The sequence below is a fragment of the Corynebacterium drakensteinense genome (genome assembly GCF_041224285.1).
Classification (GTDB): Bacteria; Actinomycetota; Actinomycetes; order Mycobacteriales; family Mycobacteriaceae; genus Corynebacterium.
Genome location: NZ_JAXOFP010000015.1, coordinates 13,214 through 34,871 on the forward strand (window position 1 = coordinate 13,214; position 21,658 = coordinate 34,871).

Annotated in this window: 16 protein-coding genes and 1 other RNA gene; 8 read left to right on the plus strand and 9 right to left on the minus strand. The window is 57.9% G+C overall.

Annotated features, from left to right (window positions below):
• Positions 1-35: 35 nt before the first annotated feature.
• The 3 genes from U1140_RS08870 to U1140_RS08880 all read right to left on the minus strand — a co-directional run bounded on the left by U1140_RS08870 (position 36) and on the right by U1140_RS08880 (position 4,916).
• On the minus strand, positions 36-3,215 hold the full coding sequence (locus U1140_RS08870) for a bifunctional [glutamine synthetase] adenylyltransferase/[glutamine synthetase]-adenylyl-L-tyrosine phosphorylase (RefSeq protein WP_369847286.1): 3,180 nt from the start codon (positions 3,213-3,215) through the stop codon (positions 36-38).
• A gap of 61 nt (positions 3,216-3,276) precedes the next feature.
• Positions 3,277-4,614, minus strand: a complete 1,338-nt coding sequence (gene glnA, locus U1140_RS08875) for a type I glutamate--ammonia ligase (protein WP_369847288.1) — start codon at positions 4,612-4,614, stop codon at positions 3,277-3,279.
• A gap of 89 nt (positions 4,615-4,703) precedes the next feature.
• Positions 4,704-4,916, minus strand: coding sequence for a hypothetical protein (locus U1140_RS08880; RefSeq protein WP_369847290.1), 213 nt, complete (start codon positions 4,914-4,916; stop codon positions 4,704-4,706).
• Between the two features lie 299 nt (positions 4,917-5,215).
• Here U1140_RS08880 and U1140_RS08885 point away from each other — a divergent pair, with 299 nt between their 5' ends.
• Positions 5,216-6,547, plus strand: coding sequence for a galactokinase family protein (locus U1140_RS08885; RefSeq protein ID WP_369847291.1), 1,332 nt, complete (start codon positions 5,216-5,218; stop codon positions 6,545-6,547).
• Positions 6,548-6,619: 72 nt separating this feature from the next.
• On the opposite strand, the gene rnpB is transcribed toward U1140_RS08885, so the two are convergent.
• Positions 6,620-7,055: RNase P RNA component class A (gene rnpB / locus U1140_RS08890), an RNA gene on the minus strand.
• A gap of 104 nt (positions 7,056-7,159) precedes the next feature.
• On the minus strand, positions 7,160-8,224 hold the full coding sequence (gene adhP / locus U1140_RS08895) for an alcohol dehydrogenase AdhP (RefSeq protein ID WP_369847292.1): 1,065 nt from the start codon (positions 8,222-8,224) through the stop codon (positions 7,160-7,162).
• A 195-nt stretch (positions 8,225-8,419) separates the two neighbouring features.
• Between adhP and U1140_RS08900 the strand changes: the two genes are divergently transcribed.
• Positions 8,420-9,295 carry a serine hydrolase gene (locus tag U1140_RS08900; RefSeq protein WP_369847293.1) on the plus strand — a complete coding sequence of 292 codons (876 nt, stop codon included), beginning with the start codon at positions 8,420-8,422 and terminating at the stop codon, positions 9,293-9,295.
• A gap of 30 nt (positions 9,296-9,325) precedes the next feature.
• On the opposite strand, the gene U1140_RS08905 is transcribed toward U1140_RS08900, so the two are convergent.
• From U1140_RS08905 to U1140_RS08915, 3 genes are read right to left on the minus strand one after another with little or no spacing between them, the layout of a single operon-like run.
• On the minus strand, positions 9,326-10,531 hold the full coding sequence (locus tag U1140_RS08905; protein ID WP_369847295.1) for a bifunctional RNase H/acid phosphatase: 1,206 nt from the start codon (positions 10,529-10,531) through the stop codon (positions 9,326-9,328).
• Positions 10,532-10,544: 13 nt separating this feature from the next.
• Positions 10,545-11,339 (minus strand): C4-type zinc ribbon domain-containing protein, encoded by a 795-nt coding sequence (locus U1140_RS08910; protein WP_369847320.1) that lies wholly within the window; start codon positions 11,337-11,339, stop codon positions 10,545-10,547.
• A 53-nt stretch (positions 11,340-11,392) separates the two neighbouring features.
• The gene (locus tag U1140_RS08915; RefSeq protein ID WP_369847297.1) at positions 11,393-12,535 is read right to left on the minus strand and encodes a Nif3-like dinuclear metal center hexameric protein; all 1,143 of its coding nucleotides are present in this window, start codon (positions 12,533-12,535) and stop codon (positions 11,393-11,395) included.
• Between the two features lie 79 nt (positions 12,536-12,614).
• Here U1140_RS08915 and U1140_RS08920 point away from each other — a divergent pair, with 79 nt between their 5' ends.
• The 5 genes from U1140_RS08920 to U1140_RS08940 all read left to right on the plus strand — a co-directional run bounded on the left by U1140_RS08920 (position 12,615) and on the right by U1140_RS08940 (position 19,744).
• The gene (locus U1140_RS08920) at positions 12,615-13,115 is read left to right on the plus strand and encodes a low molecular weight protein-tyrosine-phosphatase (RefSeq protein WP_369847298.1); all 501 of its coding nucleotides are present in this window, start codon (positions 12,615-12,617) and stop codon (positions 13,113-13,115) included.
• A gap of 40 nt (positions 13,116-13,155) precedes the next feature.
• Complete coding sequence (locus U1140_RS08925) at positions 13,156-14,223, plus strand: SURF1 family cytochrome oxidase biogenesis protein (protein WP_369847300.1); 1,068 nt, start codon at positions 13,156-13,158, stop codon at positions 14,221-14,223.
• Between the two features lie 183 nt (positions 14,224-14,406).
• On the plus strand, positions 14,407-16,950 hold the full coding sequence (locus tag U1140_RS08930) for a YhgE/Pip family protein (protein WP_369847302.1): 2,544 nt from the start codon (positions 14,407-14,409) through the stop codon (positions 16,948-16,950).
• Complete coding sequence (locus U1140_RS08935) at positions 16,947-19,136, plus strand: YhgE/Pip domain-containing protein (RefSeq protein WP_369847303.1); 2,190 nt, start codon at positions 16,947-16,949, stop codon at positions 19,134-19,136. The genes U1140_RS08930 and U1140_RS08935 overlap by 4 nt, the downstream gene beginning before the upstream one ends.
• A gap of 98 nt (positions 19,137-19,234) precedes the next feature.
• On the plus strand, positions 19,235-19,744 hold the full coding sequence (locus tag U1140_RS08940; RefSeq protein WP_369847304.1) for a 2'-5' RNA ligase family protein: 510 nt from the start codon (positions 19,235-19,237) through the stop codon (positions 19,742-19,744).
• Positions 19,745-19,865: 121 nt separating this feature from the next.
• On the opposite strand, the gene U1140_RS08945 is transcribed toward U1140_RS08940, so the two are convergent.
• The gene (locus tag U1140_RS08945) at positions 19,866-20,297 is read right to left on the minus strand and encodes a hypothetical protein (RefSeq protein WP_369847305.1); all 432 of its coding nucleotides are present in this window, start codon (positions 20,295-20,297) and stop codon (positions 19,866-19,868) included.
• A 213-nt stretch (positions 20,298-20,510) separates the two neighbouring features.
• Between U1140_RS08945 and U1140_RS08950 the strand changes: the two genes are divergently transcribed.
• Positions 20,511-21,602 carry a 2,3-butanediol dehydrogenase gene (locus tag U1140_RS08950; RefSeq protein WP_369847306.1) on the plus strand — a complete coding sequence of 364 codons (1,092 nt, stop codon included), beginning with the start codon at positions 20,511-20,513 and terminating at the stop codon, positions 21,600-21,602.
• Positions 21,603-21,658 lie beyond the last annotated feature (56 nt).

Below are 21,658 nucleotides of genomic sequence, written 5' to 3' on the forward strand. Positions count from 1 at the left end.
GCGCTGTCCAACTCGGGCGCTGTCCGAGCTGGCGGCTAATCGTATTCATACGAATCCGGCTCACCCCAAAAGACTTGGTCAACCACCCGGCGCGCATGGCGCGTTGCCTTCAAATATGCTTCGAGGAATTCTTGGTTATCCTCCGGAGCCCATCCGGCCACACCTGCAACTTGCGCAAGGTGATTGCCGGGTTGTGGGAGCTGATCGACGCGTTTACCACGCACCAGCACCAACGCATTGCGGGCATTCGTCGCCATCAGCCACGCCTCACGCAGGCATTCGACGTCAGCGGAGCTCAAGATCTCGCAGTCTCGCAGCGCATCGAGGGCATCAAGCGTGGATGGCGTGCGCAATTCGTGATGCTCTGCGGCGTGCATCATGATCAGCAATTGCACGGTCCATTCCACGTCGGTCAACCCGCCACGGCCGAGTTTGGTGTGAGTATTGCGATCAGCCCCGCGCGGCAGGCGTTCATTATCCACTCGTGCTTTGATCCGGCGGATTTCGCGAATCGTTGAGTCTGAAATCCCGCTGGCTGGGTAGCGGAAGTCATTGATCATCGTGATAAACGCTTCGCCTACCTCGGCATCACCTGCGACCACTTGCGCGCGCAACAATGCTTGAATTTCCCAGGCTTCGCCCCATTGCGAGTAATAACGCCGATACGATGCAATGCTGCGCACCACTGCCCCGCTGCGGCCTTCTGGGCGGAGCCCCAAGTCGACTTCGAGCGGCGGATCACCCGATGGCTTTGCCAGGCGCGAGCGCAGCTTGTCGACGATTTTCTTCGCCCATTTCATCGCTTCTGATTCGTCTTCGCCTTCGACGGGCTCGGCAACCATCAGTACGTCGGCATCGGAGCCAAAACCTAGTTCTTGGCCGCCCAGCCTGCCCATGCCGATCACGGCGATGCGCGCTGGTGGTTCTTCGCGATCCATCTCGCGCAGGCTTGCACGCACTTCCGCGCGGATCGCGGCTTCCAGCACGGCATCCCAGATCAGCGATAATTCGCGGCATACGCGCTCGACCGGCATGAACCCCAGCTGATCTGCCGCGGCAATACGTGCGAGCTCTACGCGCCGCAACGAGCGCGCTACTGCGACAGCCTTATCTGGGTCCGCGTGGCGTTTCGACGAATTGACCAGAGATTTAGAGACTTGTTGCGGGTTGGTGTCCAAGAATTTCGGGCCATTGGCGCCATCGGACAGCAGCTTGACCGTATCCGGCGAATTAATGATCAGCTCTGCGGTATACGGTGAATTACCCAAAATCGACATCAAACGCTTGCCGACGATGCCTTCGTCGCGCAGCATGCGCAAAAACCAGGAGCGATCGAATGCGGCATCGGAAAGCTTGCGGTAGTTGAGCAAGCCCGCATCTGGGTCGGCGGTTTCGGCCAACCATTCCATCAAACCGGGCAGCAGAATCGTCTGGATGCCTGCCTTGCGCGAACTTCCAGACGCCAGCTTGGTTAGGTGATCCAGGGCACGCCCCGGGTGTCGGTAGCCCAGCGCGGAAAGCTGCAGTTTCGCTGCTTGTGGGGAAAGTTTAAGCTCCTCGGCAGACATGGAGGCCACCGCGTTGAGCAGCGGCCGGTAGAACAGACGCGAGTGCAATTCGGAAATGCGTAGACGGACTTTGCGCAGGTGGCTGACCATCAGATCGTAGGAGGACTTCGAGCCGTAGGCATCGAAACCGGCCGCGCGTGCCAGCCAACGCAGCGCGTCGGTGTCATCGTTGGCGGGCATGGTGTGGGTGCGGCGGAAGCGCTGCAGCTGCAAGCGGTGTTCGAGCAGACGCAAGAATTCGTAAGCTTCGATGAGTTGCCACGAATCTTCCCGGCCGATGTATCCCGATTCTTTGAGCGCATAGAGGGCACGGACCGTGGAGAGCACGCGCAGGCGTTCATCGGATCGGCCGTGCACCAGTTGGAGCAGTTGCACGGCGAATTCCACATCGCGCATGCCGCCGGTGCCGAGTTTGAGTTCGCGCGTGCGCATGTCTTTCGGGACGTTGGCGAGCACTCGACGGCGCATGGCTTGGATGTCTTCGACGAAAGAATCGCGCTCAGAAGCAGTCCATACCATCGGCCGGATCGCGTCTTCGTAACGCCGGCCGAGTGGCAAATATCCGGTTTGTGCACGGGCTTTGAGCAGCGCTTGGAATTCCCAGGTCTCGGCCCAGCGCCGGTAATAGCTGATGTGAGAATCGAGGGTGCGCACCAGTGCACCGGATTTGCCTTCAGGGCGCAGGTTCGGATCGACCTCGAAGAAAGCGGCAGAACCAATGCGGTTGAATTCCGCAGCCAAGCGGGTGGCTTTGCTGCTGGCTGGTTCGGCCACGAAGATGACATCGACGTCAGAGATGTAGTTGAGCTCTTGCGCACCGCATTTCCCCATGGCGATCACAGCCAAACGGGCATCAACCGGTGTGGCGGGTTTTTTCTTCTTGCCAGAACTAGCGCCGGTACTGGAACTGCCCGAGCCGCTGGATTGCTCATTCGTGCCGGCAGCCGAATCATCCTGCAACGGCCCATAAACTTCTGCGACTGCAACAGCCAATGCTGCGGTGAGTGCGGCATCTGCCAGCGTGGACAGCGCCCCGGTGATGGTGCTAAAAAGCAGTTTTCTTTGTGGTTCGCTTTGTCCTTTACGGGAATAAAAGCTACCGGCTAAATCGTGTGCGGCAATGCGCAGCATCAAGGTGCGGTACTGATCGCGCAGCGCACAGACGGCATCACTGCCGGTCAGCGCTGCACGGTATGTACCCGGCGTCGACAAGTCTGCGCTGGCTGGGTCAGATTCCTCGGGGGATTCCGCAAAATCCGCCGGCTTCGCCCCCACTGCCCCGAGCATCTGCTGAAACATTTCCTCGGATTCCGGCATTGGCTTGCCGAGCTCGTGCCACGTCTCTGGGTGCGCCGCAAGATGATCGCCCAACAGCGTCGAACCACCTAAGAGCGCAAAAAAGCGCACGCGCAGTGATTCGTCAGCGCGCAGCTGGGCTGTGAGTTCAGCCCCCTCATCTTCGAGGTTTCCGGCCATGCGCATCAAGGTATTTAATGCGAGATCTTGGTCAGAAGCAGCCGCCAGGCACCAGAGCAAGGCGGTGTCTTCGTCGTTGTTCCAGCCCAGCCATTGAATATCTTCGCTGGCTTTCGGGCTGGATAACCCCAGCGTGGCAGGCGAGGGAATGGAGGAACGGTTCGAAGTCACGATATGCTCAGCTCTTTGGAAGTCGTTGTGCGTTGTACAGGTTCCGAACTACTCGCAGAACCTAATAGTTCAAGTTGTTGTACAGCTCAAAAGGGGTGATGTGCTGCTGGTACTGCCGGAATTCCGCCCACTTGGAACGCAAAAAGAATTCAAAGACATTTTCGCCTAACACCCCTGCCATGAATTCAGATTTCTCGAGTTTGCGCAGGGCATGATCAAGCGAATTCGGCAGATCGGTATAGCCCATCGCGCGGCGTTCCCGGCGCGTCAGTTCTTGCACGTTGTCTTCGGCGGGATCACCTAGCTCGTAGCCTTCCCGGATACCGCGCAGCCCAGCAGCCAACAACACGGAATACGCCATATACGGGTTTGCCGAAGAATCCAGACTGCGGACTTCGATCCGGCGCGATTCTGGTTTATTCAGCCGATACGTCGGCACCCGCACCATCGCCGAACGGTTGGACACACCCCAAGTAGCAGCACCTGGGGCTTCGTTGCCGAACATCAACCTCTTGTAGGAGTTCACCCATTGGTTAGTCACCGCGGTAAATTCCGGGGCGTGGTGCAAAATGCCAGCAATGAATTGTTTGGCCGTCGTCGACAAGCAGAATTCGTCGTCGGGATCATGGAAGGCATTGGAATCGCCTTCAAACAGCGACATGTGTGAGTGCATGCCGGAACCTGTCCACTCTTTGTGCGGTTTCGGCATGAACGTGGCCCGCGCGCCTTGCTGTTGTGCCACCTTTTTGATCAGGTAGCGGAAGGTCATGATGTTATCCGACATCGTCAGGGCATCAGTATGCCGCAGGTCGATTTCCTGCTGGCCAGGGCTGGTTTCGTGATGTGAAAATTCAGTGATGATGCCGAGATTTTCCAGCATCTGAATGGCGGTACGACGGAATTCTGGCGCGAGGTTCATCGTCGACTGATCAAAATATCCACCGTTATCCGTCGGGCGCAGATCAGCTTCGTCTTCGGTTTGCTGCAGCAGATAAAACTCGATTTCCGGGCCGATCATGCAGGTAAAGCCGTCGTCGGCAGCTTCATTAACTTGCCGACGCAAGATGTTGCGCGGATCGACGACGGACGGGCTGCCATCGGGTTGCACGATATCGCAAAACATGCGCGCGGTCAGCAACGCATCATTGTCGCTTTCCGACGGCATGATTTTGAACGTCGAGGGATCCGGCATCGCGATGGTGTCAGATTCCGCAACGCGGGAAAAGCCTTCGACCGAAGAGCCGTCGAAACCAACGCCTTCCTCGAAAGCATTTTCCAGTTCCGCCGGGGACATGTCGACGGATTTCAGTGCCCCGGTGATGTCGGTAAACCACAGGCGGATAAAGCGCACATCGCGCTCTTCGACCGTACGCAAGACGTAATCGTGTTGGCTGTTCATGGATTCCAGTCTAGGCAACGTTGCTCACATCGGCTGGGGAGTCCACGATCTGCACGGTCTACGCCGTGCGTGACCGGCACAAAGGGCGGTTATTTTTCCCAGTCGGCGGGTTGCCCCCAGTCGTCGTCTTCGTCTTCTGCCTGGTCAGCGGCGTCGTTTCGCTTTTTTGCAATCTCGAACGCATTTTCGGCCAGTTCCTTGCTGCCATACGGCCCCATACGGTTTTTCCAGCCCGTAACCTTACCTTCGGTGACCTCGCCCGTCGTTGGGTCAAAAAACCATTGCTCATTCGAGTTCGCCATGTCTTGCTCCTTCTCTTTCACAGCGCCACCGCCGCTATCTCTCACAGCGCCGCCGGTATCTCTCACGGCGCCATCGCCAGTATCATTGCCCGTGGCTTTACGGGGATGTTGCGTGCACACGATAGTAATTCCGCAATTATCCTGCGCAGTTTTACTATAGGTCCGGCTACCCACCAGCACCGGTAAACAGGTAAAATCGCCGAAGATTACTGAAACAACTGCCCTTCCCGTGATTCACCGCAGTTTCTCTCATCCGCACGATTGCACGTACTCGAATTCCCAAGGAGTTAACTTCGCCCATGCCTGCTGCGCCCCAGCCTGACGCTTTTGCTGATGACCTTTCGCCTGCCGCTGCAGCCACCGCCTGGCATACAGAGCTTTATGGCAGCGCGCCGACCCAGCAGGCCGAAGCACCGGCGACGTGGCCGGTGATTGGGGAACACGTCGATCATGCTGGCGGCGTCGTGATCATGAGCATCGCCCAACAACGCGCTGCCGTGGCGGTATCTCCACGCGATGACCAACAATTTCACATTCATTTCCGGCGCACCGCCCTTGGCGACGATTCTCCTCATGCCGCCGAGAGCACCGTCGTCAGTGTCTCCTCCAGCATCGACGAGGTTGCCGAGCTTTTTTCCCAGCAGCAACCTGGCATCGACGAAACCGGCAAACCCACGACTCCGCCCCTGCCCCGCGGGGGATTAGCCCAGCGCCTCGGCGGAATCGTGTGGATGATGATTCAGCGCCAGCTGTTATCCCGGGAAACCGGCGGCATGAATATCATGGTAGTTTCTGCGATCACCCCAGAGTCTGGCTTAGGGGAAGATGCCGCGATTGATGCTGCCCTGGCATTGGCTTTGCAGTCGGATGCTGCCGACGTCAACGACGCTCCATTGCGCGCCCGATTAGCAGAAGTATGCGCACAAGCTGGCGAACTGTTTTCTGGAACGGTGACGCTGCGTGCGCGGTATTCCACCGCGCTGCGGGGTGCGGGCACGCAGGTGGCGGTGATCGACTATGCCGATGGCTCGTTGACTACCGCTGTACACCCCGTCAGCCGTGACCTTGCTGCTTTTGCCGTCACGGTTCCGCATAACAGCGGCGAGAACTCCACTCCCGCGCTCCCCGAACAGTCCGATGAGATCCGCAGGCGGAATCGGTTTGTGGATTCCGCCCGCCAGGCTTTTGGGGCACAGTCGCTGCGCTTGCTTCCCGATGCTCCCGCTCGCGTCACACAGTGGCTTGCGGCAGTACACCAGGTGAATGGCACTGACGGTTTTCCGGAGTTGCATGAGGCGCGCACGTGGTTGGATTTTCATGCCACAGAAACCGAGCGCGCGCAGCGGTTCGCTCATGCTCTGCGCTCGCAGCGGGCACGGGATATCTGGACACTATTACAGGCTTCGCAGCAGGCTATGCAGCAAGATTACGCGTTAGATGCCGCCGCCGAGCTTGCACAGCTCTGCCAGGTGCGCGGAGCAATTAGTGCACGTGCAGCGGCCGCTGGCACCTCGCGAGCTGTCATCGCATACGTCGAGAAGAAAAAGGCAGCTAATTTCGCCAGCGATCTGGCTGCAGATGGTCTCGTCGTCACGCAACTTTTGCCGGGTGAAATCGCGCAGGTTGTCTAAGCTCTGACGAAGATTGTGGTATTGCGGTTTTCGACGTTGCCGCTCACAACTTAGCTGAACTCGAAACTTAGGTGAATGAGCCAGCCTATAAGCCGGATTCTGTCCCGCGCTGTAACAGCGCGTGGGCGATCATCCATCTGGACCAGCCATTGCTGGTGGCCTCAAGCAGCTACCTTCGGATTTCGGGCGAGCAGCCCTCAAACATCCGAGCAAGCGCGCACCGTGGCGCGCCATGATGCCTTGCTCCCGATGGGGTTTACCTAGCCACGCCAGTCACCTGACATGCTGGTGCGCTCTTACCGCACCCTTTCACCCTCACCTGCACGCCCGACACAATTACTTGCGACGGGCGCGCTGGCGGTCTACTTTCTGTTGCACTTGCCCGCAGGTCGCCCTGGGTTGCTGTTAGCAACCATCGTGCTCTGTGGAGTCCGGACTTTCCTCGACCTTCACTTGCACTTGCTGGTAGCAAACGCAGTTTGTCGGCCGCGACCGCCCGGCCGGCTCATTCACTCGCTCTATCTTCGTCGATAGTCGCGCACCTGTGCAAATGTGCAGTGTTTGGCTGCAACCTGGTCGTGACCGACGCTTGGCACACGTTGTTTCAACGTTTTAGTCGTAGCGGATAACTTTTCGGCCGTCAATGCTGCCGTCGAGAAGCTGCTTGAACACATCATTGACATCATGGATACTGCATTCGCTGACATCTGGTTTCACCTTGCCGCGAGCATAGAAGTCGATCGCTTCAGCCAGATCTTGGCGCGTGCCGACGAGCGAGCCGCGGATCGTCAATCCTTTCAAAACAATATCGAAAATGGATGCTGGAAATTCCCCTGGCGGTAGACCATTAAAGACAATGGTTCCGCCACGTTTGGCCATCTCGATCGCCTGCCCGAATGCATCAGGGTGCACCGCAGTAACCAGCACCCCGTGGCTGCCACCTGCGGTGAAATCCTGCACCGCCTGCACAGGGTCTACTTCGCGGGCGTTGACGGTGAATTCTGCTCCGTGACGTGTGGCGAGATCCAGTTTAGAATCAGAAATATCCACGGCAATTACTCTCATGCCCATCGCGGCGGCGTACTGCACGGCTAGGTGTCCCAGACCGCCGATTCCGGAGATCACGACGTACTGGCCAGGCTTGGTTTCCGTCATTTTCAGACCTTTGTACACGGTCACACCCGCGCACAGAATCGGCGCCACCTCCACCGGGTCGCTGCCCTCGGGAATGCGGGCGCAATAGCGTGTATCGACGAGCATGTATTCGCCAAAGCTGCCATCGACGGTATAGCCGCCATATTCTGCATTCACACAGCGGGTTTCCCAGCCTGTTAAGCAAGATTCACATTCACCGCATGCGGACCAGAGCCAAGCGTTGCCGACAAGGTCGCCTTCTTTGACGAATTGCTCGCCCGGGCCCAGCTTGACGACGCGCCCCACCCCTTCGTGTCCGGGGATAAACGGTGGTGTTGGTTTCACTGGCCAATCGCCTTCTGCGGCGTGGAGGTCGGTGTGACAGATGCCGGAAGCTTCAAGTTTCACGAGCGCTTGGTGCTCGCCGGGTTCCGGCAAGGTGGATTCGCGAATCGTGACGCTGGGGCCGAATTCCTCCACGACTGCTGCTGTGAACTCTTTTGGTGTATGGGTGGGTTGTGTTGCTCTAGTTGGTGCAGACATTGCCCTTCTCCTCTGGTTGGTGAGCATCATGTTTGTCATTTTCAGTATAGAAACAAAATCGCCAAATGTGAAGCAGATCACTTATTGGGTATTATTTTCAATTCTTTCACCAACCGATGCCACCGACCACGCAGGATTTCCTTTGCTCCAAGCACTAAGCTGAAAACAATTCAACCGCAACGAAAGCTGACGCCCATGATTTTTTCCGGCTCACGCACAGCCCCGATCCTCGCCGGCATCGTCGCCATCCCGTTGATTCTCGTGGGCTGTAGCACCCATGATTCCACCCCTGCGCCCAGCCACACCACCGAAAGCACAATGCAATCTAGCGCGCCGACGGCAGATCACGGGAGCCACGATATATTGACTACCGCTGTTGCTGAAGTCACCGCTCAATTTGGTGGGACCCTCACCATCGCGGCTTATACGGCCGACGGACCTGTTTCCGCTGGCGACAACACTGCACGTCCTGCCTGGTCCAGCAGCAAAGTGCCGTTAGCCATCGCTGCGCTTAATCGCGATCCGAGCTTAGAGCCTGATGCCGCAGCTGCCATCACAGTCTCCGATAATGCAGCGGCAACACGCTTGTGGCAGTCACTCGGCACCCCTGAGCAAGCAGCCCAGGCAGTCTCTGCGGTCATTGCACAATCTGGCGTGCACGTGGAGGTTCCTGCTGAGCCTCCGCGACCAGAATTTTCCGCCTTCGGACAAACCGCATGGACTCCTGTGCAGCAAGCGCAATTTGCCGCGTACCTACCTTGTATCCCTGGATCGGAAACTGTGCGCTCCATGATGGGCGCTGTCATTCCCGCGCAGGCCTATGGTCTAGGCCGTTTAGCTATCGAGTTCAAGGGAGGCTGGGGGCCGACCCCTTCAGGGGCCTATGAAGTCCGGCAACTAGGATTGTCGGCTGGGAAAAATGCTGCAGACAATGGCATCATCGGGCTCGCACTCACGGCAGAAGCCGGTGACGGTTCCTACGAGACCGCTCAGCGGATGCTCGATGCAGCAGCCGAAAAATTACCGCCGCTGCTTGACAGCCTTCCAGGAACCACCTGCACAAAAAATTAACGCCGCTGACTGACGCCACTGACTGACTGTCTAGCGCCGCAAATGCGCCGTTTCGTTCACGCTCAGTACCGCGGATGCCACCGGCGAGTTCTCGTCATAAAACTTGACGACGCCGATGCTGGCGAGATCCAAAAACAGGTGACTAAACGTCGCAGGCCCTGCATTCAACGCCTGTCGGGTCAACGATTTAATCGGATTAACGTGGCTGACCACCGCAATGGTTTTACCAGGATGCTTGGCGACGAGCTGTTTCCGGAATTCCCGTACGCGGCGGTGCACCTGTGCAAGTGATTCCCCAGCTGGTGGCGCTAGCGACGCATCCGTAACCCAGGCATCGTGCAGCTCAGCATCGTCATCTTGGGCCTGTTGGAAGGTCAGCCCTTCCCAGTCACCAAAATTTGCCTCGATCAACGCATCGTGCGTTTCTAACTCGGCACCGGTTTTTTCCGCGATCTTTTTCGCCGTCACCTGGCAGCGCTGTAGTGGCGAGGACACCACCAGGTCAATACCACCGTGCTCAGCCACGGCTGCAGCCGAGGCTTCTGCTTGCTGTATACCGGTCTCGGTCAAAGCAATATCGCTGTGCCCGCAGTACCGGTGCTCAGCGGAGTAGGTTGTTTGCCCGTGCCGCACCAGAATCAACGTGGTCGGCTGGCAGGTCGCGCCGGTCCACGAACCGTGTGAGCCTGTACTTGCCGTGTCAACGTCCGAGGAAACAGGGCTTTCACCCGGAACATCTGTCGGATCTCCACCTTGAGAGTCCGCAGCAGGCTCAGTACCAGCACCAGCGCCAGCATCACCCCGATCCACCACACCCGGCGCGTGACCGGAGGCAGCAGCATCCATAGCCTCATTCGACAGCGCATCGGCCACTTTGTTGTCGTTTCGCCGCACCCAACTCAGGTTCACGGTTCCGAGTTGCTGCATGAGCTTCTGCGCCTGCACGCCCAGCTGTTTCATATCTGGGTGTTTAATCTTCCAGCGGCCATTCATCTGCTCTACGACCAGCCGGGAGTCCATATAAAAGTCGACGTCATCTGCGCCCAGCTCTACCGCAGCTTCCAGCCCACGCAACAGCCCGTGGTATTCGGCGACGTTGTTGCTGGCTTTTGTACCTACTACATAGACAATTTCACGCAGCACCGTCTCACCATCGGCGGCGTAGACGACGGTGCCAGAACCTGCGATTCCGGGATTTCCACGCGAGCCGCCATCGGCGTAAATGATCAGCTTCATGGCATTAAGCTCCTTAGTCTGCCTGGCCACGCACCAGGTAGGTGCCGCAATCTGGACATTCTGGCATGTCTTCAGGTTTCGCGCCGCGTACCGCGGACTGGTCGGCCGGTGGCAGCTGAATATAGCACCCGCCGCACCCACGTCCGGTAAACCGAGCTACACCAACACCGTTTTCTCCGCGGACTTCGTCGTAAGCAGCCAAGGCCTCCGGTGCTTGTTCTTGCAGTTCCGCGCGCAGCTTAGTGATGTTTTCGACCGGGTCCGGTTCCTCGGGCTTTGCTGCATCGGCAGCTTCTGCAGCGCGCTCGGCTGCTTCCAGCTCACTTTTTGCCTGGTCCACCTTTGCAGCGTGCACGTCGCGGTTTTGCCGCAGCGCGTGGATCTCATTGTGGGCTTCTTGCAGCTCACTCATCAAATCCGCGATGCGGGATTTCGTGGTGTATTTATCGTGTTCTAAGTCTTTCCGGATTTCTGGGTCTTGTTCTGTGGCCAGCTGCTTTTTGTTATCGATATTGCGACGCTTCAGCTTGCGTTCGTCTTGTTGGATGCGCAGGATTTCGGCTTCCATGTCATCCACAGCCATCTGTGCCGCCGCGGCGGCATCGCGGGCTCGCTTCAGCGTGGCTGCTGCTTTGTCGGCTTCGGCGCGTTCTGGCGTCAATGCCTTGTTCGCAGCAGCAGAACCGGCCCCAGTAGCAACGCCACCCCCGGTAACGCTGCCTGCACCCGAGTTGCCCGCGCTGGCCTGGGCGCGCTCTAAGTTGGCGAGTTCCAGCAATCGTTGTTGTTGTTTGGGAGCTAGCTTCATCATCGTTATTCTCCGTTTTCCTTCGTCATTCGCCGTGCGTTCTTAACCGTGCGCTATTCGCCTTTGTGTGCAGATACCGTCCATGGGTCTGTGCGCACATGCAAAACCGTGGTCTCCACCCCGGTTTCCCGGCGCACGATTTCTTCTGCTTGTGCCGTCCACGGAAACTCTGAGGCCCAGTGTGCGGTATCAATAATTGCCATATCGCTGACACGTAAGTGTTCATCGACGGGGTGGTGGCGCAAATCTGAGGTCACAAACACATCAGCACCCAATTTCGCAGCCACCTCGATAAACCCATCACCAGCACCAGAGGCCACAGCCACCGTCCGTACTTGTTTGTCCGGATCGCCTGCCGCGCGCACACCCCAGGACGTCGCAGGCAAGCCATCCGCGACTTGCTGGGTAAATTCCCGCAGGCTCATCGGTTCCGGCAGCTGACCCATCCGCCCCAGGCCATAAGCCTGTTCCAGCGGGGTGGCGTCGGCAAGCTCAGTGATATCGAAGGCCGGTTCCTCATAAGGGTGGTGGGTATACAAGGCGTCGAGAAGCGCCTGCTTGTCGCCTGGCTTGGCGACGAACTGTATGCGTAGCTCATCTTCGCGGTAGGTCTGGCCTATCTCACCGTCGGTCGGGTTCGCGCCCGGTTCTGGTTTAAACTGCCCAGTGCCAGAGATCTCATAGACGCACTCGGAATAATTCCCGATCCGCCCCGCACCCTCTGCAAATAGGGCCTGTTTCAGCTGGTCGACGTGTTCTGCGGGCACGTGCACGCCCCACAAGTGGCGGCCCGGCCCCGCCTTCGGTGCCAGCGGACGCCCGGGAGTAATGCCCACAAGCTCCGCCAGCTTGTCGTTAACACCGGGACGCGCGGAATCCGCATTGGTGTGCGCAGCAAACAACGCGATGCCCGCCTCAATCAGCGAGTGCAAAATCCGCCCTTTCGGGGTATCCGCGGCGACGCTGTCCACCCCGCGCAGCAGCAACGGGTGGTGGACGATCAGCATGTCGACGCCGGCTGCCACTGCTGCCTCAGCTACCTCGTCGGTGCAGTCTAGAGCAAAAGCCACCTGACGCACTGGGGCTTCGCGCCGCCCACATATGAGCCCGACGCTATCCCAGCTTTCCGCCAGGTGCGGTGGGTAAGCGCGATCCATGACCTGGCAAATATCACCCACGGTGGTTTCAGTGCTCATGTCCTGCTCCTTTATCTCCGTCCTATGCTCACCCAATTATGGCACGCAGCGTGCACATCAGGCGATAAAATAGGGCACCATGGCTGACACTAAAAATCACGACGGCACCGAAACCTATTCCATCAATTTTGTCTGCACCGGAAATATTTGCCGCTCACCAATGGCGGAAGTCATGGCGCGCCAGGCCATCAAAGATGCAGGTCTTGCCACTCGGGTAGATATCGCCTCCTGCGGGATTGATAGCTGGCATGTCGGCGAGGGCGCTGATGAGCGCACCGTGGCAGAGCTGCGCGACATTGGTTTGGACGGCAGCGATCACATCGTACAACAGTTCGGCCCGCAGGCCGGCGACACAGATTTATTCATCGCTATGGACACCGGCCACCGCTCCACGCTCATTGCTCGCGGCGTCGACGAGAATCGCGTCGCCCTGATGCGCAGCTTCGACCCGGACGCAGAAGATGAGCCCTCCGTCGCCGACCCGTATTACGGCGGTGTTGACGGCTTTAGCCGAGTGCGCAAAGAAATCGAGGCCAGCCTGCCGGGACTGATTGCGCACATCCAGGGCCAGCTGGACTAGCGAGAAACCAGGTCTATCACGGGCGTCTATCATGGGCGTTGTGAGTGCCCGATCCCAGCAGCAAGAACAGCCCGAACAGCCCGAACCGACTGAACGGCTACAGCAACCGCGCAGCAGCGCCACCAGCACGCAAACGTCGTGGTGGAAGGTTTTTGCCAAGCCCAGCTGGATCATCCTGGCACTGTCGCTCATCGCCTTTTCCATCCTGGCCTTCACGGTGCTCGCGCCTTGGCAGCTGAACAAGGATGACGAGATCGTCGACCGCAACGAGCGCATCCAGCAAGCCTACGAGCAAGATCCGGTACCGTTTGCGGAGCTTGTCGACGAGGCCGGCGGCATCACCATCGACGAGGAATGGCACCGGGTCACCCTAACCGGTGCGTACTTGCCAGAACACGAGATGTTGCTGCGCTTGCGCCCGCTGGAGGGCTCGCAAGTGTATCAATCGCTGGTTCCGTTCCAGCTGGATTCCGGCCAGACGGTGCTGGTTAATCGCGGCTTTGCGGTAGCTAACCGCGACGGCTCGGTCCCAGAGATCGCCCCGCCGGCTGGCGAGCACATCACCACCGAGGCCATGCTCCGCTTCGGCGAGGCTCCGCACGAGGCCCCGCCGATCGAGGACGCTGGTTATACCCAGGTCCGCTCGGTGAGCCCGGAACAGGTAGAAGAGTTAACGGGCGTGGAGCTTGCCGACGCCATCGTGAACGTGACCGCGGCGGATCAGCCAGAAGCACTGGAACCAATTCCGGTGCCGAAGCTGGATCGCGGTTCGCACTTGTCGTATGGCTTCCAGTGGATCGCCTTCGGCATCATGGCCCCGGCTGGTTTGGGCTATTTCATTTATGCCGAGCTGCGGGAGCGGCGCCGCGAGCGCGAAGAACGCGAAGCTGAAAACCATAACGGCCAGGCAGCTGCCGACAATCCTGCCACACCAGTAACTTCCCAGGAATCGGTGACTTCCCAGGAATCGGTGCTGGAACCTGCGGTTTCTCCATCTCAGGATTCCGCACAGCCAACCGCGGCCACGCGTTCGCGCGGTGTGCGGGATCGCTATGGCGGGGAGAACTCGGATCAGCTCGCGAAATTCCGCGGCAGGCGGCGTCGTTAAGCGCAGCGTCGTTAAGCGCGGCACCATTAAGCACAACGTCGGTAAGCACAACGTCGGCAAGCATCCCGAGAAAACCGCCGTTTCTAAAACAGATTCGCAAAAGCGCTATCACTTAATCAAAAACGCGCAAAAATTGGCCGCTGAGCTGTGCAGTCCGCTAATTACGGTGCTAGCGTTCTACAGGTGAGTACTAGTTGGAAGGTCTTTCGCGAGGACTTAGCCCGGTTATGGCAAACCCGAAAAGTCTGGGTAATCCTGATTGGGCTGATGATCACCCCAGCTTTATATTCGTGGATTAATATTGCCGCTTTTTGGGATCCGTATGAAAATACCGAGAACATCAAAGTCGCCGTCGTCAATGAGGACGAAGGCGCTTCTTCTACTATCACCGGCGATCTCGACGTCGGTGCACAGCTAGTCAGCCAACTCAAAGACAATGACCAGTTGGGCTGGCAATTCCTGGACCGGGGAGCGGCCAATCACGCGGTGCATTCGGGCGAAGTTTTCGCCTCGATCACGGTGCCGAAGACTTTCTCACGTGATTTCGTCAGCTTATTTGAAGGCACCTATTCCAAACCCACGCTGGAATACGCGGTCAACGAAAAACTCAATGCCATCGCGCCGAAAATCACGGACCAGGGCGCTTCCACCATCGATTCGCAGATCAGCTCGTCATTTAATGAGCAGGTGGCAAAATCCGTGGCCACAGAGCTGCGCGATTCGGGCCACGATCTGGATTTCCGCATCGGTGATACCGCCAATCGCGCCTCGGATACTTTCACCCGCACCGCCGATACCATCGCTGATACCCGCAAAGACCTCGGCCGTGTGCAAGCAAACCTTAACAACGCCCGCCCGGCAATCGCTCAGGCCCGCGAGGCATTGGTCACCGTCGAGCGCACCATCGACGACGCCCAGACGGCCCTCGGCCAAGTGCAATCAATCACCGATGAAGTCCAGCGCCAGCTGACTAGTTTCGCAGACGAAGCCACCGCCGCATATGTGCAAGGCACCACCGCGCTTGCCGACGGTGCTGCTTCTGCACATGCCACCGTCAATTCCGTATCGGGCCAGCTGACAGGCGCGCTCAACCGAGTTGGGGCCGCCACCGATGGTGCCCACGGCATTCTCGACCAGGCCGATGGCGCCATCAACCGGCTGGATGGTCTTACTGATCTGCCTGCTGTGCCACCGGCAATCGCCAACCAGATTCAGCAGACCGTGGATGATCTGCACGGCCGGAATGCGCAGAACCGCGCCGTGCTCGGTGAACTCACTGCTGTGCAAGACAGCGCGCAAGACACCCTCAACTCATTAGATAACACTGCCGCAGCCCTGGAAAACGCCACCCAGGCGGCGCGGGATGATTCCGCCGGTTTGCGCACATCCATCAACAACACCGTCCCGCAAATTAATTCCGCGATCTCCCAAGTTGCAGCTACCGCCGCTAACCTTTCGGCCACCCTGGGCGCGCAGAAAACCTTGCTTACCGAAACCGACGGCCTGCTCGACGGTGTCAACGTGCAGCTGGAGCGCGCGCACGAAGTCGTCGACAGTTTCGGTGGCGACCTGGACGGCATCGAAAACGGTCTGCGTACCGCGCGCACGGACATTCTTACGCTGGCTAGCCTGGCCCAGGACAACCCTGCACTGCAGTCCGTCAATGCGCTGAATGCGGACGATATCTCGTCGTTTCTAGCCTCACCGGCAGAGATGGAATCGCACGCCGTATTCCCAGTCTCGCACTACGGCTCCGGCATGTCGTCGTTGTTTATCAACCTGACGCTGTGGATCGGCGCGTTCATGTTGATGATCATCTTCCGCACCGAAGTAGACCCGCGTGGGCGCGAGCACCTGACCGTCGGCAAGGCTTATCAGGCGCGCTACATGCTCATGGGGGTTTTTGGCATCATGCAGGCGCTGATCGTGTCTATCGGTAACTTGGTCATGGGCGTCGAGCACGTCTCGAAAATTGGTTATGTTCTCACCGCCGTGATTTTGAGCCTGTGCTATCTGGCAATCATTTATGGTTTGGTCTCAGCCTTTGGTCACATTGGCCGCATCATTGCCGTGGTCTACGCCTTCGTGCAGATCCCGGGCGCATCCGGCCTCTACCCCATCGAAATGACGCCAGATTTCTTCCGTGCAGTGTCACCGTTTTTGCCGTTTACCTACGGCATCGGTGCCATGCGCGAGACCGTTGGTGGTTTCTATGGCAATCACTATTGGGTCAATATCATCGTGATCATCGGCATGGCCGCCGTCGCCTTTGTCGCCGGCATGTTGGCGCGCCGGGGCCTGTCGCACGTGAATATTCTGGTCAACGACCAACTGAACAAAGGCGGGTTGGTCATCAACGAAAAGGTGCACTTCACCGGCAGCCAATACCGAATCACCGACGTTATTTCTGCGCTGCGCGACCGCGAAGGCTACCAGCACAACCTCGATTCCAAGTGGCGTTCAAACCCGCGCAATTACACCCAGTGGATGAGTATCACCATCGGCATCGGTGTGTTGTTGGTGCTCATCCTGGGAATCATCTCACGGTTTAACCCGGAGGAAAAAGCAATTTTCTTCGGTTTGGCCTGCCTGGTCGTGCTGGTTTCGGTGGGCATCATCAGCGCGTTGGAATATGTGAAGCAATCCGTCGCCCGCGATCACAGCCTGACGGATCTCAGCGACGATGAGCTGAAAGAACAACTGGCCAAGCAAGGTGAGAAGTCATGAACAATATCCTGACCATCCTCCGCGATGACTTGCGCGCAATCCGCGGAAACGTCATGACCGGCGTGATTGTATTCGGCCTGGTAATCATCCCGCTGCTATTTACCGGTTTCAATATTCTGGCGAGCTGGGACCCTTTCAGCAACACCGACCGGCTGAAAATCGCTGTTGCCAGCAAAGACGAAGGCCACGAGTCTGACCTGGCATCGCTACGGCTCAACCTTGGCGACGAAGTGCTCTCCCAGCTTTCCCGAAACGAGCAGGTTGACTGGGTGATCACGGACTCGGACGACGCGTTGGAAGGTACCAAATCTGGTGAATACTATGCCGGAATCGTGCTGCCGGAAAACTTCAGCCAAGAACTGTTGACTTTCTATATCGAAGGTACGGAACCGGCAAAGTTGGATTTGTACACCAACGAGAAGAAAAATGCCTTGTCGACGACGATCACCGAACGCAGTGCCAGCGGTGTGATCGAGCGTATCGACGAGTCGTTTACCCACGTGGTCACCACCGTCGGCTTGGGCGTGGTGGAATCTCTGGATAACTATCTGGATGAGGGCGATACCCAGGCTGCGCTGGATAATGTTGCGAACCGGATTGATAGCGTCGGCACGCGTTTGCAGGCTTCTGCCGGTACGGTGCGCAGCCTGGCGAACTTGGTGGATTCCACGATTCCACTGGCACGCTCTGCGGATAATATTCTCAACGCTGCTGGTAACCAGACTTCTGGTGGCGCTGGCGGCGGTAACGCCTCTGCCCCTATCGACTCGCTGTCGGCCACGTTGAATGATTCCACCAGTGCCCTGGAGAATTCTCTGGGAGCTACCGTACAGGCGTATTCGGCGTTGTCGGATCAGTTCGACGAGCTGTTGAACAATGCCCAGGCGGCAACTGCGCAAACCGCACAAACCTACCGCACTGCCGCCGAACGCGTCGCCCAGCAAACCGCTGCGTTCCGCGGAGTGCGCGATGCCATGGAAGCTCAGGTGGGCAACCTGGATCTACCAGGCCCGGTGGCTGCCGGTTATCAGCAGGTGCGCGCGCAATTGGATGGTGCGATTGCCCAGTCGGATGCCTTGCATGATTCCTTGACGACGACCGCCGACCGCATTGAGTCGGGCACCGGCAGCGCCCAGCAATCGCGGCAGGAAACGCAATCGGCGATTGCTGCCGCACGCCAAGCCGTCGATAATGCGCGTACTGCTTATCAACAAAATCTGCAGCCACAGTTGACTGCGTTACGCGACAGCATCAACACCGTCGCCGCTGATATTGCTGCGGTGCGCGCAGAAATCAGCGATGTGCGTGACACGCTGTCTGCTACGTCCGGTGCTGATGGCTCCGCGCTGGTGCGTGCCCGCGATGGCGCGGACCGATTGGCCGATACTTTGTACAACCAGGCGCAACGTTTCGCAGAATTGCAGCGCAAGGTGGACGACGTCCGTGATGGTGGCGATTTGAGCCAGTTGGCGGACATCATCGGTTCTGATCCGGAGCTACTGGCCTCGCGGATTTCCGCTCCCGTCGACGTCGAGCGCACACCAGTCTTCGAGGTCGCCGCTTTCGGCGTCGGAATGACGCCGTTTTATCTAGCGCTTGCTCTGTGGGTCGGTGCGCTGCTGACCTGTGTGTTGATGCGCAGCAACGCCGAGGACAAATACTTGCGAGAAGACGGCGAGTTCACCCGCAACCAGATCTACTTGGGACGCTTTGCGACGTTCGGGCTGATCGGCATCGCGCAGGCCACCTTCGCGGTGGGCGGTCTGATCTTGTTTGTGCAGATTCAGCCGAAGCATCCGCTGCTCCTGTGGCTGGCGGCCTCGGTGGCTTCGCTGGTGTTCATGCTGATTGTGCATGCGCTCGTGATCGCTTTTGATAGTGCGGGTAAGGCTTTAGCTGTGCTGTTGCTGATCGTGCAGGTTTCTGGTTCCGGTGGCGCTTATCCATTGACGCTATTGCCGGACTGGTTCCAATCAATAAGCCCATGGTTGCCTGCCACGTATGCCATTGATGCTTTCCGCAGTGCCATCGCGGGAGTCTATGCGGGTGATATTTTCCGCGACCTGGGCATGCTTCTGCTGTTTGCCATCCCCGCGTTGGTGCTGGGATTGTGGCTGCGTCGCGCAATGGATAGCTATCACCAGCGGCTGCAAAAAGGCATCCGGGAAACCCGGGTCATGCAATAGCGCTAGCGCTAGTACTAGTAGGAGGACGCCGACGCCCGCGGTCGGCTGACTTTGCTCGCCAACACTGCTATTACTGGGTGCTATGAGTGGTGATTGGCGTGAGTAAAAATTCCCCTGACAATATCCTGCTCTATTTGCCGGAAAAACAAGAGCAGCAGATCCGCGAGATCTTCGCTGGTTTGGCTGACCGTGGCTTTCCGGTGCAAAACCAACGCCCGCATATCACGGTGACGTTTTCCGCGGCGATGGATCCCAGCGTCGTTGAGTTGGCAGCCGAGTTATTGCCCGCGGTGATCCCGGCGCAATTCCGCCGGGTGGGCAACGTCATCTTCGGTACTAAGAGCAAACAGACCGTGGCGTGGTTGTTGCAGACCACCCGGGAATTAGAAATTGCCGCCAGCACAATCAGCGCAGCTAACCCCGATGGCCACGGACCGTTGTGGACTCCTCACCTGACCATGGGTTTGCGCCTGCCCCGCAAAGACATTCCCGGCTATTTGCAGGCCATGGATGAGCTGACCTCATCGCATTTCAAAGAACTCACTGCAGTGGAAGCTGCGTATTGGCGCCCGAAGACGCAAGAAAAACGTCTACTCGCGGGTGGCTAGCATTATTTTCCAGCGCGGATTAGCGTTTCACAACCGCGCCGACGATTTGAATCCACGATATCCAAAGTCGTCGTAGCAATATGCTGGTTAATGTCGGTAGAAAGGTCAATTATTTGCTGGATCATGAAGCTAAGCTCCGCAGTGCGTATTCACGCCGATAAGCGGTATTGATATATTCCCGAGCTGCCATCATTTGCAGATTGCCGTACTTAGAATTAGACGGATCCACCAGTAATTCACATTTCTGCAGCGCTTCATAACGAGCAACAACATCAGCCAAATCCAGATTCATAAAGTCCATGGTGTCCCTAGCATCGACCCTGTATCGGACATAAAACGCCGTGGCTACGTCGAGAAGATTCGGCCTGTCTTCTTTGCGGCGAGAAAAATCAACTGAATAAGCAAGATCCAGATCCCCCGCACTGTGAGCATCAGTACGTGCACTTCCGAATAAAACCAGCAAGTCAATACCCAGTTCTAAGCAGAACGATTCCAGCGAGCCATCTTCGACTTCGCTGCGCAACCTGGCGACGATTTCTGTGGGGGTACTCATAATGCAACTCTAGCAAGCAACGTTTCTGGTTTTTGCGGCGCAGTCTTCGTGATAAAAAACATACGCCGGTCACATGCTCCTGCTTATATGATGGGGACCATAAGGTTCCGGAATTTTTATAGCACATCGTTCGTCACCATTCGTCTGATTTGCAGCCTGGCCACGCGACGGCCGCAGGCTGCGTAGACACGCGCCCTGATCTGAGGAGGCACCATGAAAGCTGCACGTTTTTATGATCGCAACGACATCCGTATCGAAGATATCGAGCAACAAGAATTACAACCAGGTACCGCCCGCATTGATGTCGCCTGGTGTGGTATTTGCGGCACTGACCTGCACGAATTCCTCGATGGCCCAATCTTCTGCCCTTCACACGGCAACCCACACCCCATCAGTGGCGAAGAACCACCAGTGACGATGGGCCACGAATTCTGTGGTGTGATCTCGGAGGTCGCCGACGATATCGACGATTTGGCCGTGGGCGATCACGTCGTTGTCGAGCCCTACATCATCCGCGACGATGTCGATACCGGCCCAGAGTCCAAGACTTACCATCTATCCGAGAACATGAACTTCATCGGCTTGGGCGGCCGCGGTGGCGGTTTGGCGGAGAATGTCGTCGTCAATCGCCGGTGGATTCACAAGATCAGCGAGAAGGTCTCCCTCGATCACGCGGCGCTCATTGAACCTCTGACCGTGGGTTATCATGCCGTGGAACGCGCTGGCGTGGGAGAGGATTCCGCGGGCCAGGTTGCACTCATCGGTGGCGCGGGCCCGATCGGTTTGCTCACCGCGGCTGTGCTGAAGGCATTTGGCGTGACGGTCGTCGTCTCTGAGCTGTCCAAAGCCCGCCGAGAAAAAGCCCTGGAAACCGGTGTTGCCGACCATGCGCTGAACCCGGAGGACGTCGACGTCGTCGCCAAGGTCAAAGAGCTGACCGACGGTGTTGGTGCCGATGTGGCTTTCGAATGCACCTCGGTTCCTGCGGTGATGACCACGCTGATGGATGCGCTACGCCCGCGTGGTGTGCTGCAGATCGTTTCGATTTGGGGCAAACCTGCTGAGGTCGATTTGAACAAGATCGTGCTGAAGGAACTGGACGTGCGCGGCACCATCGGTTACGTGAACAATCACCCGCAGGCGATCAAGCTGGTCGAGGACGGCCGGGTGGATCTGACTCCGTTCGTCACCGCACGCATCGGTTTGGATGAGCTTATCGACGAAGGTTTCGACACGCTCATTCACCGCAACGAAACTGCCGTGAAAGTCCTCGTTTCGCCATCCGGCAAGGGCTTGGAGAAGTAGCACTTTCTAGTTAATTCTCTCCCTCCCCCGGTCTTCTCTGAGCTATGCTTTATTGT

Bases quoted from the DNA above. Each gene is read 5' to 3' on its own strand.
- glnA (WP_369847288.1), bottom strand. From the start codon at position 4,614: ATGAACAGCCAACACGATTACGTCTTGCGTACGGTCGAAGAGCGCGAT.
- U1140_RS08880 (WP_369847290.1), bottom strand. From the start codon at position 4,916: ATGGCGAACTCGAATGAGCAATGGTTTTTTGACCCAACGACGGGCGAG.
- U1140_RS08885 (WP_369847291.1), top strand. From the start codon at position 5,216: ATGCCTGCTGCGCCCCAGCCTGACGCTTTTGCTGATGACCTTTCGCCT.
- adhP (WP_369847292.1), bottom strand. From the start codon at position 8,224: ATGTCTGCACCAACTAGAGCAACACAACCCACCCATACACCAAAAGAG.
- U1140_RS08900 (WP_369847293.1), top strand. From the start codon at position 8,420: ATGATTTTTTCCGGCTCACGCACAGCCCCGATCCTCGCCGGCATCGTC.
- U1140_RS08905 (WP_369847295.1), bottom strand. From the start codon at position 10,531: ATGAAGCTGATCATTTACGCCGATGGCGGCTCGCGTGGAAATCCCGGA.
- U1140_RS08910 (WP_369847320.1), bottom strand. From the start codon at position 11,339: ATGAAGCTAGCTCCCAAACAACAACAACGATTGCTGGAACTCGCCAAC.
- U1140_RS08915 (WP_369847297.1), bottom strand. From the start codon at position 12,535: ATGAGCACTGAAACCACCGTGGGTGATATTTGCCAGGTCATGGATCGC.
- U1140_RS08920 (WP_369847298.1), top strand. From the start codon at position 12,615: ATGGCTGACACTAAAAATCACGACGGCACCGAAACCTATTCCATCAAT.
- U1140_RS08935 (WP_369847303.1), top strand. From the start codon at position 16,947: ATGAACAATATCCTGACCATCCTCCGCGATGACTTGCGCGCAATCCGC.
- U1140_RS08945 (WP_369847305.1), bottom strand. From the start codon at position 20,297: ATGAGTACCCCCACAGAAATCGTCGCCAGGTTGCGCAGCGAAGTCGAA.
- U1140_RS08950 (WP_369847306.1), top strand. From the start codon at position 20,511: ATGAAAGCTGCACGTTTTTATGATCGCAACGACATCCGTATCGAAGAT.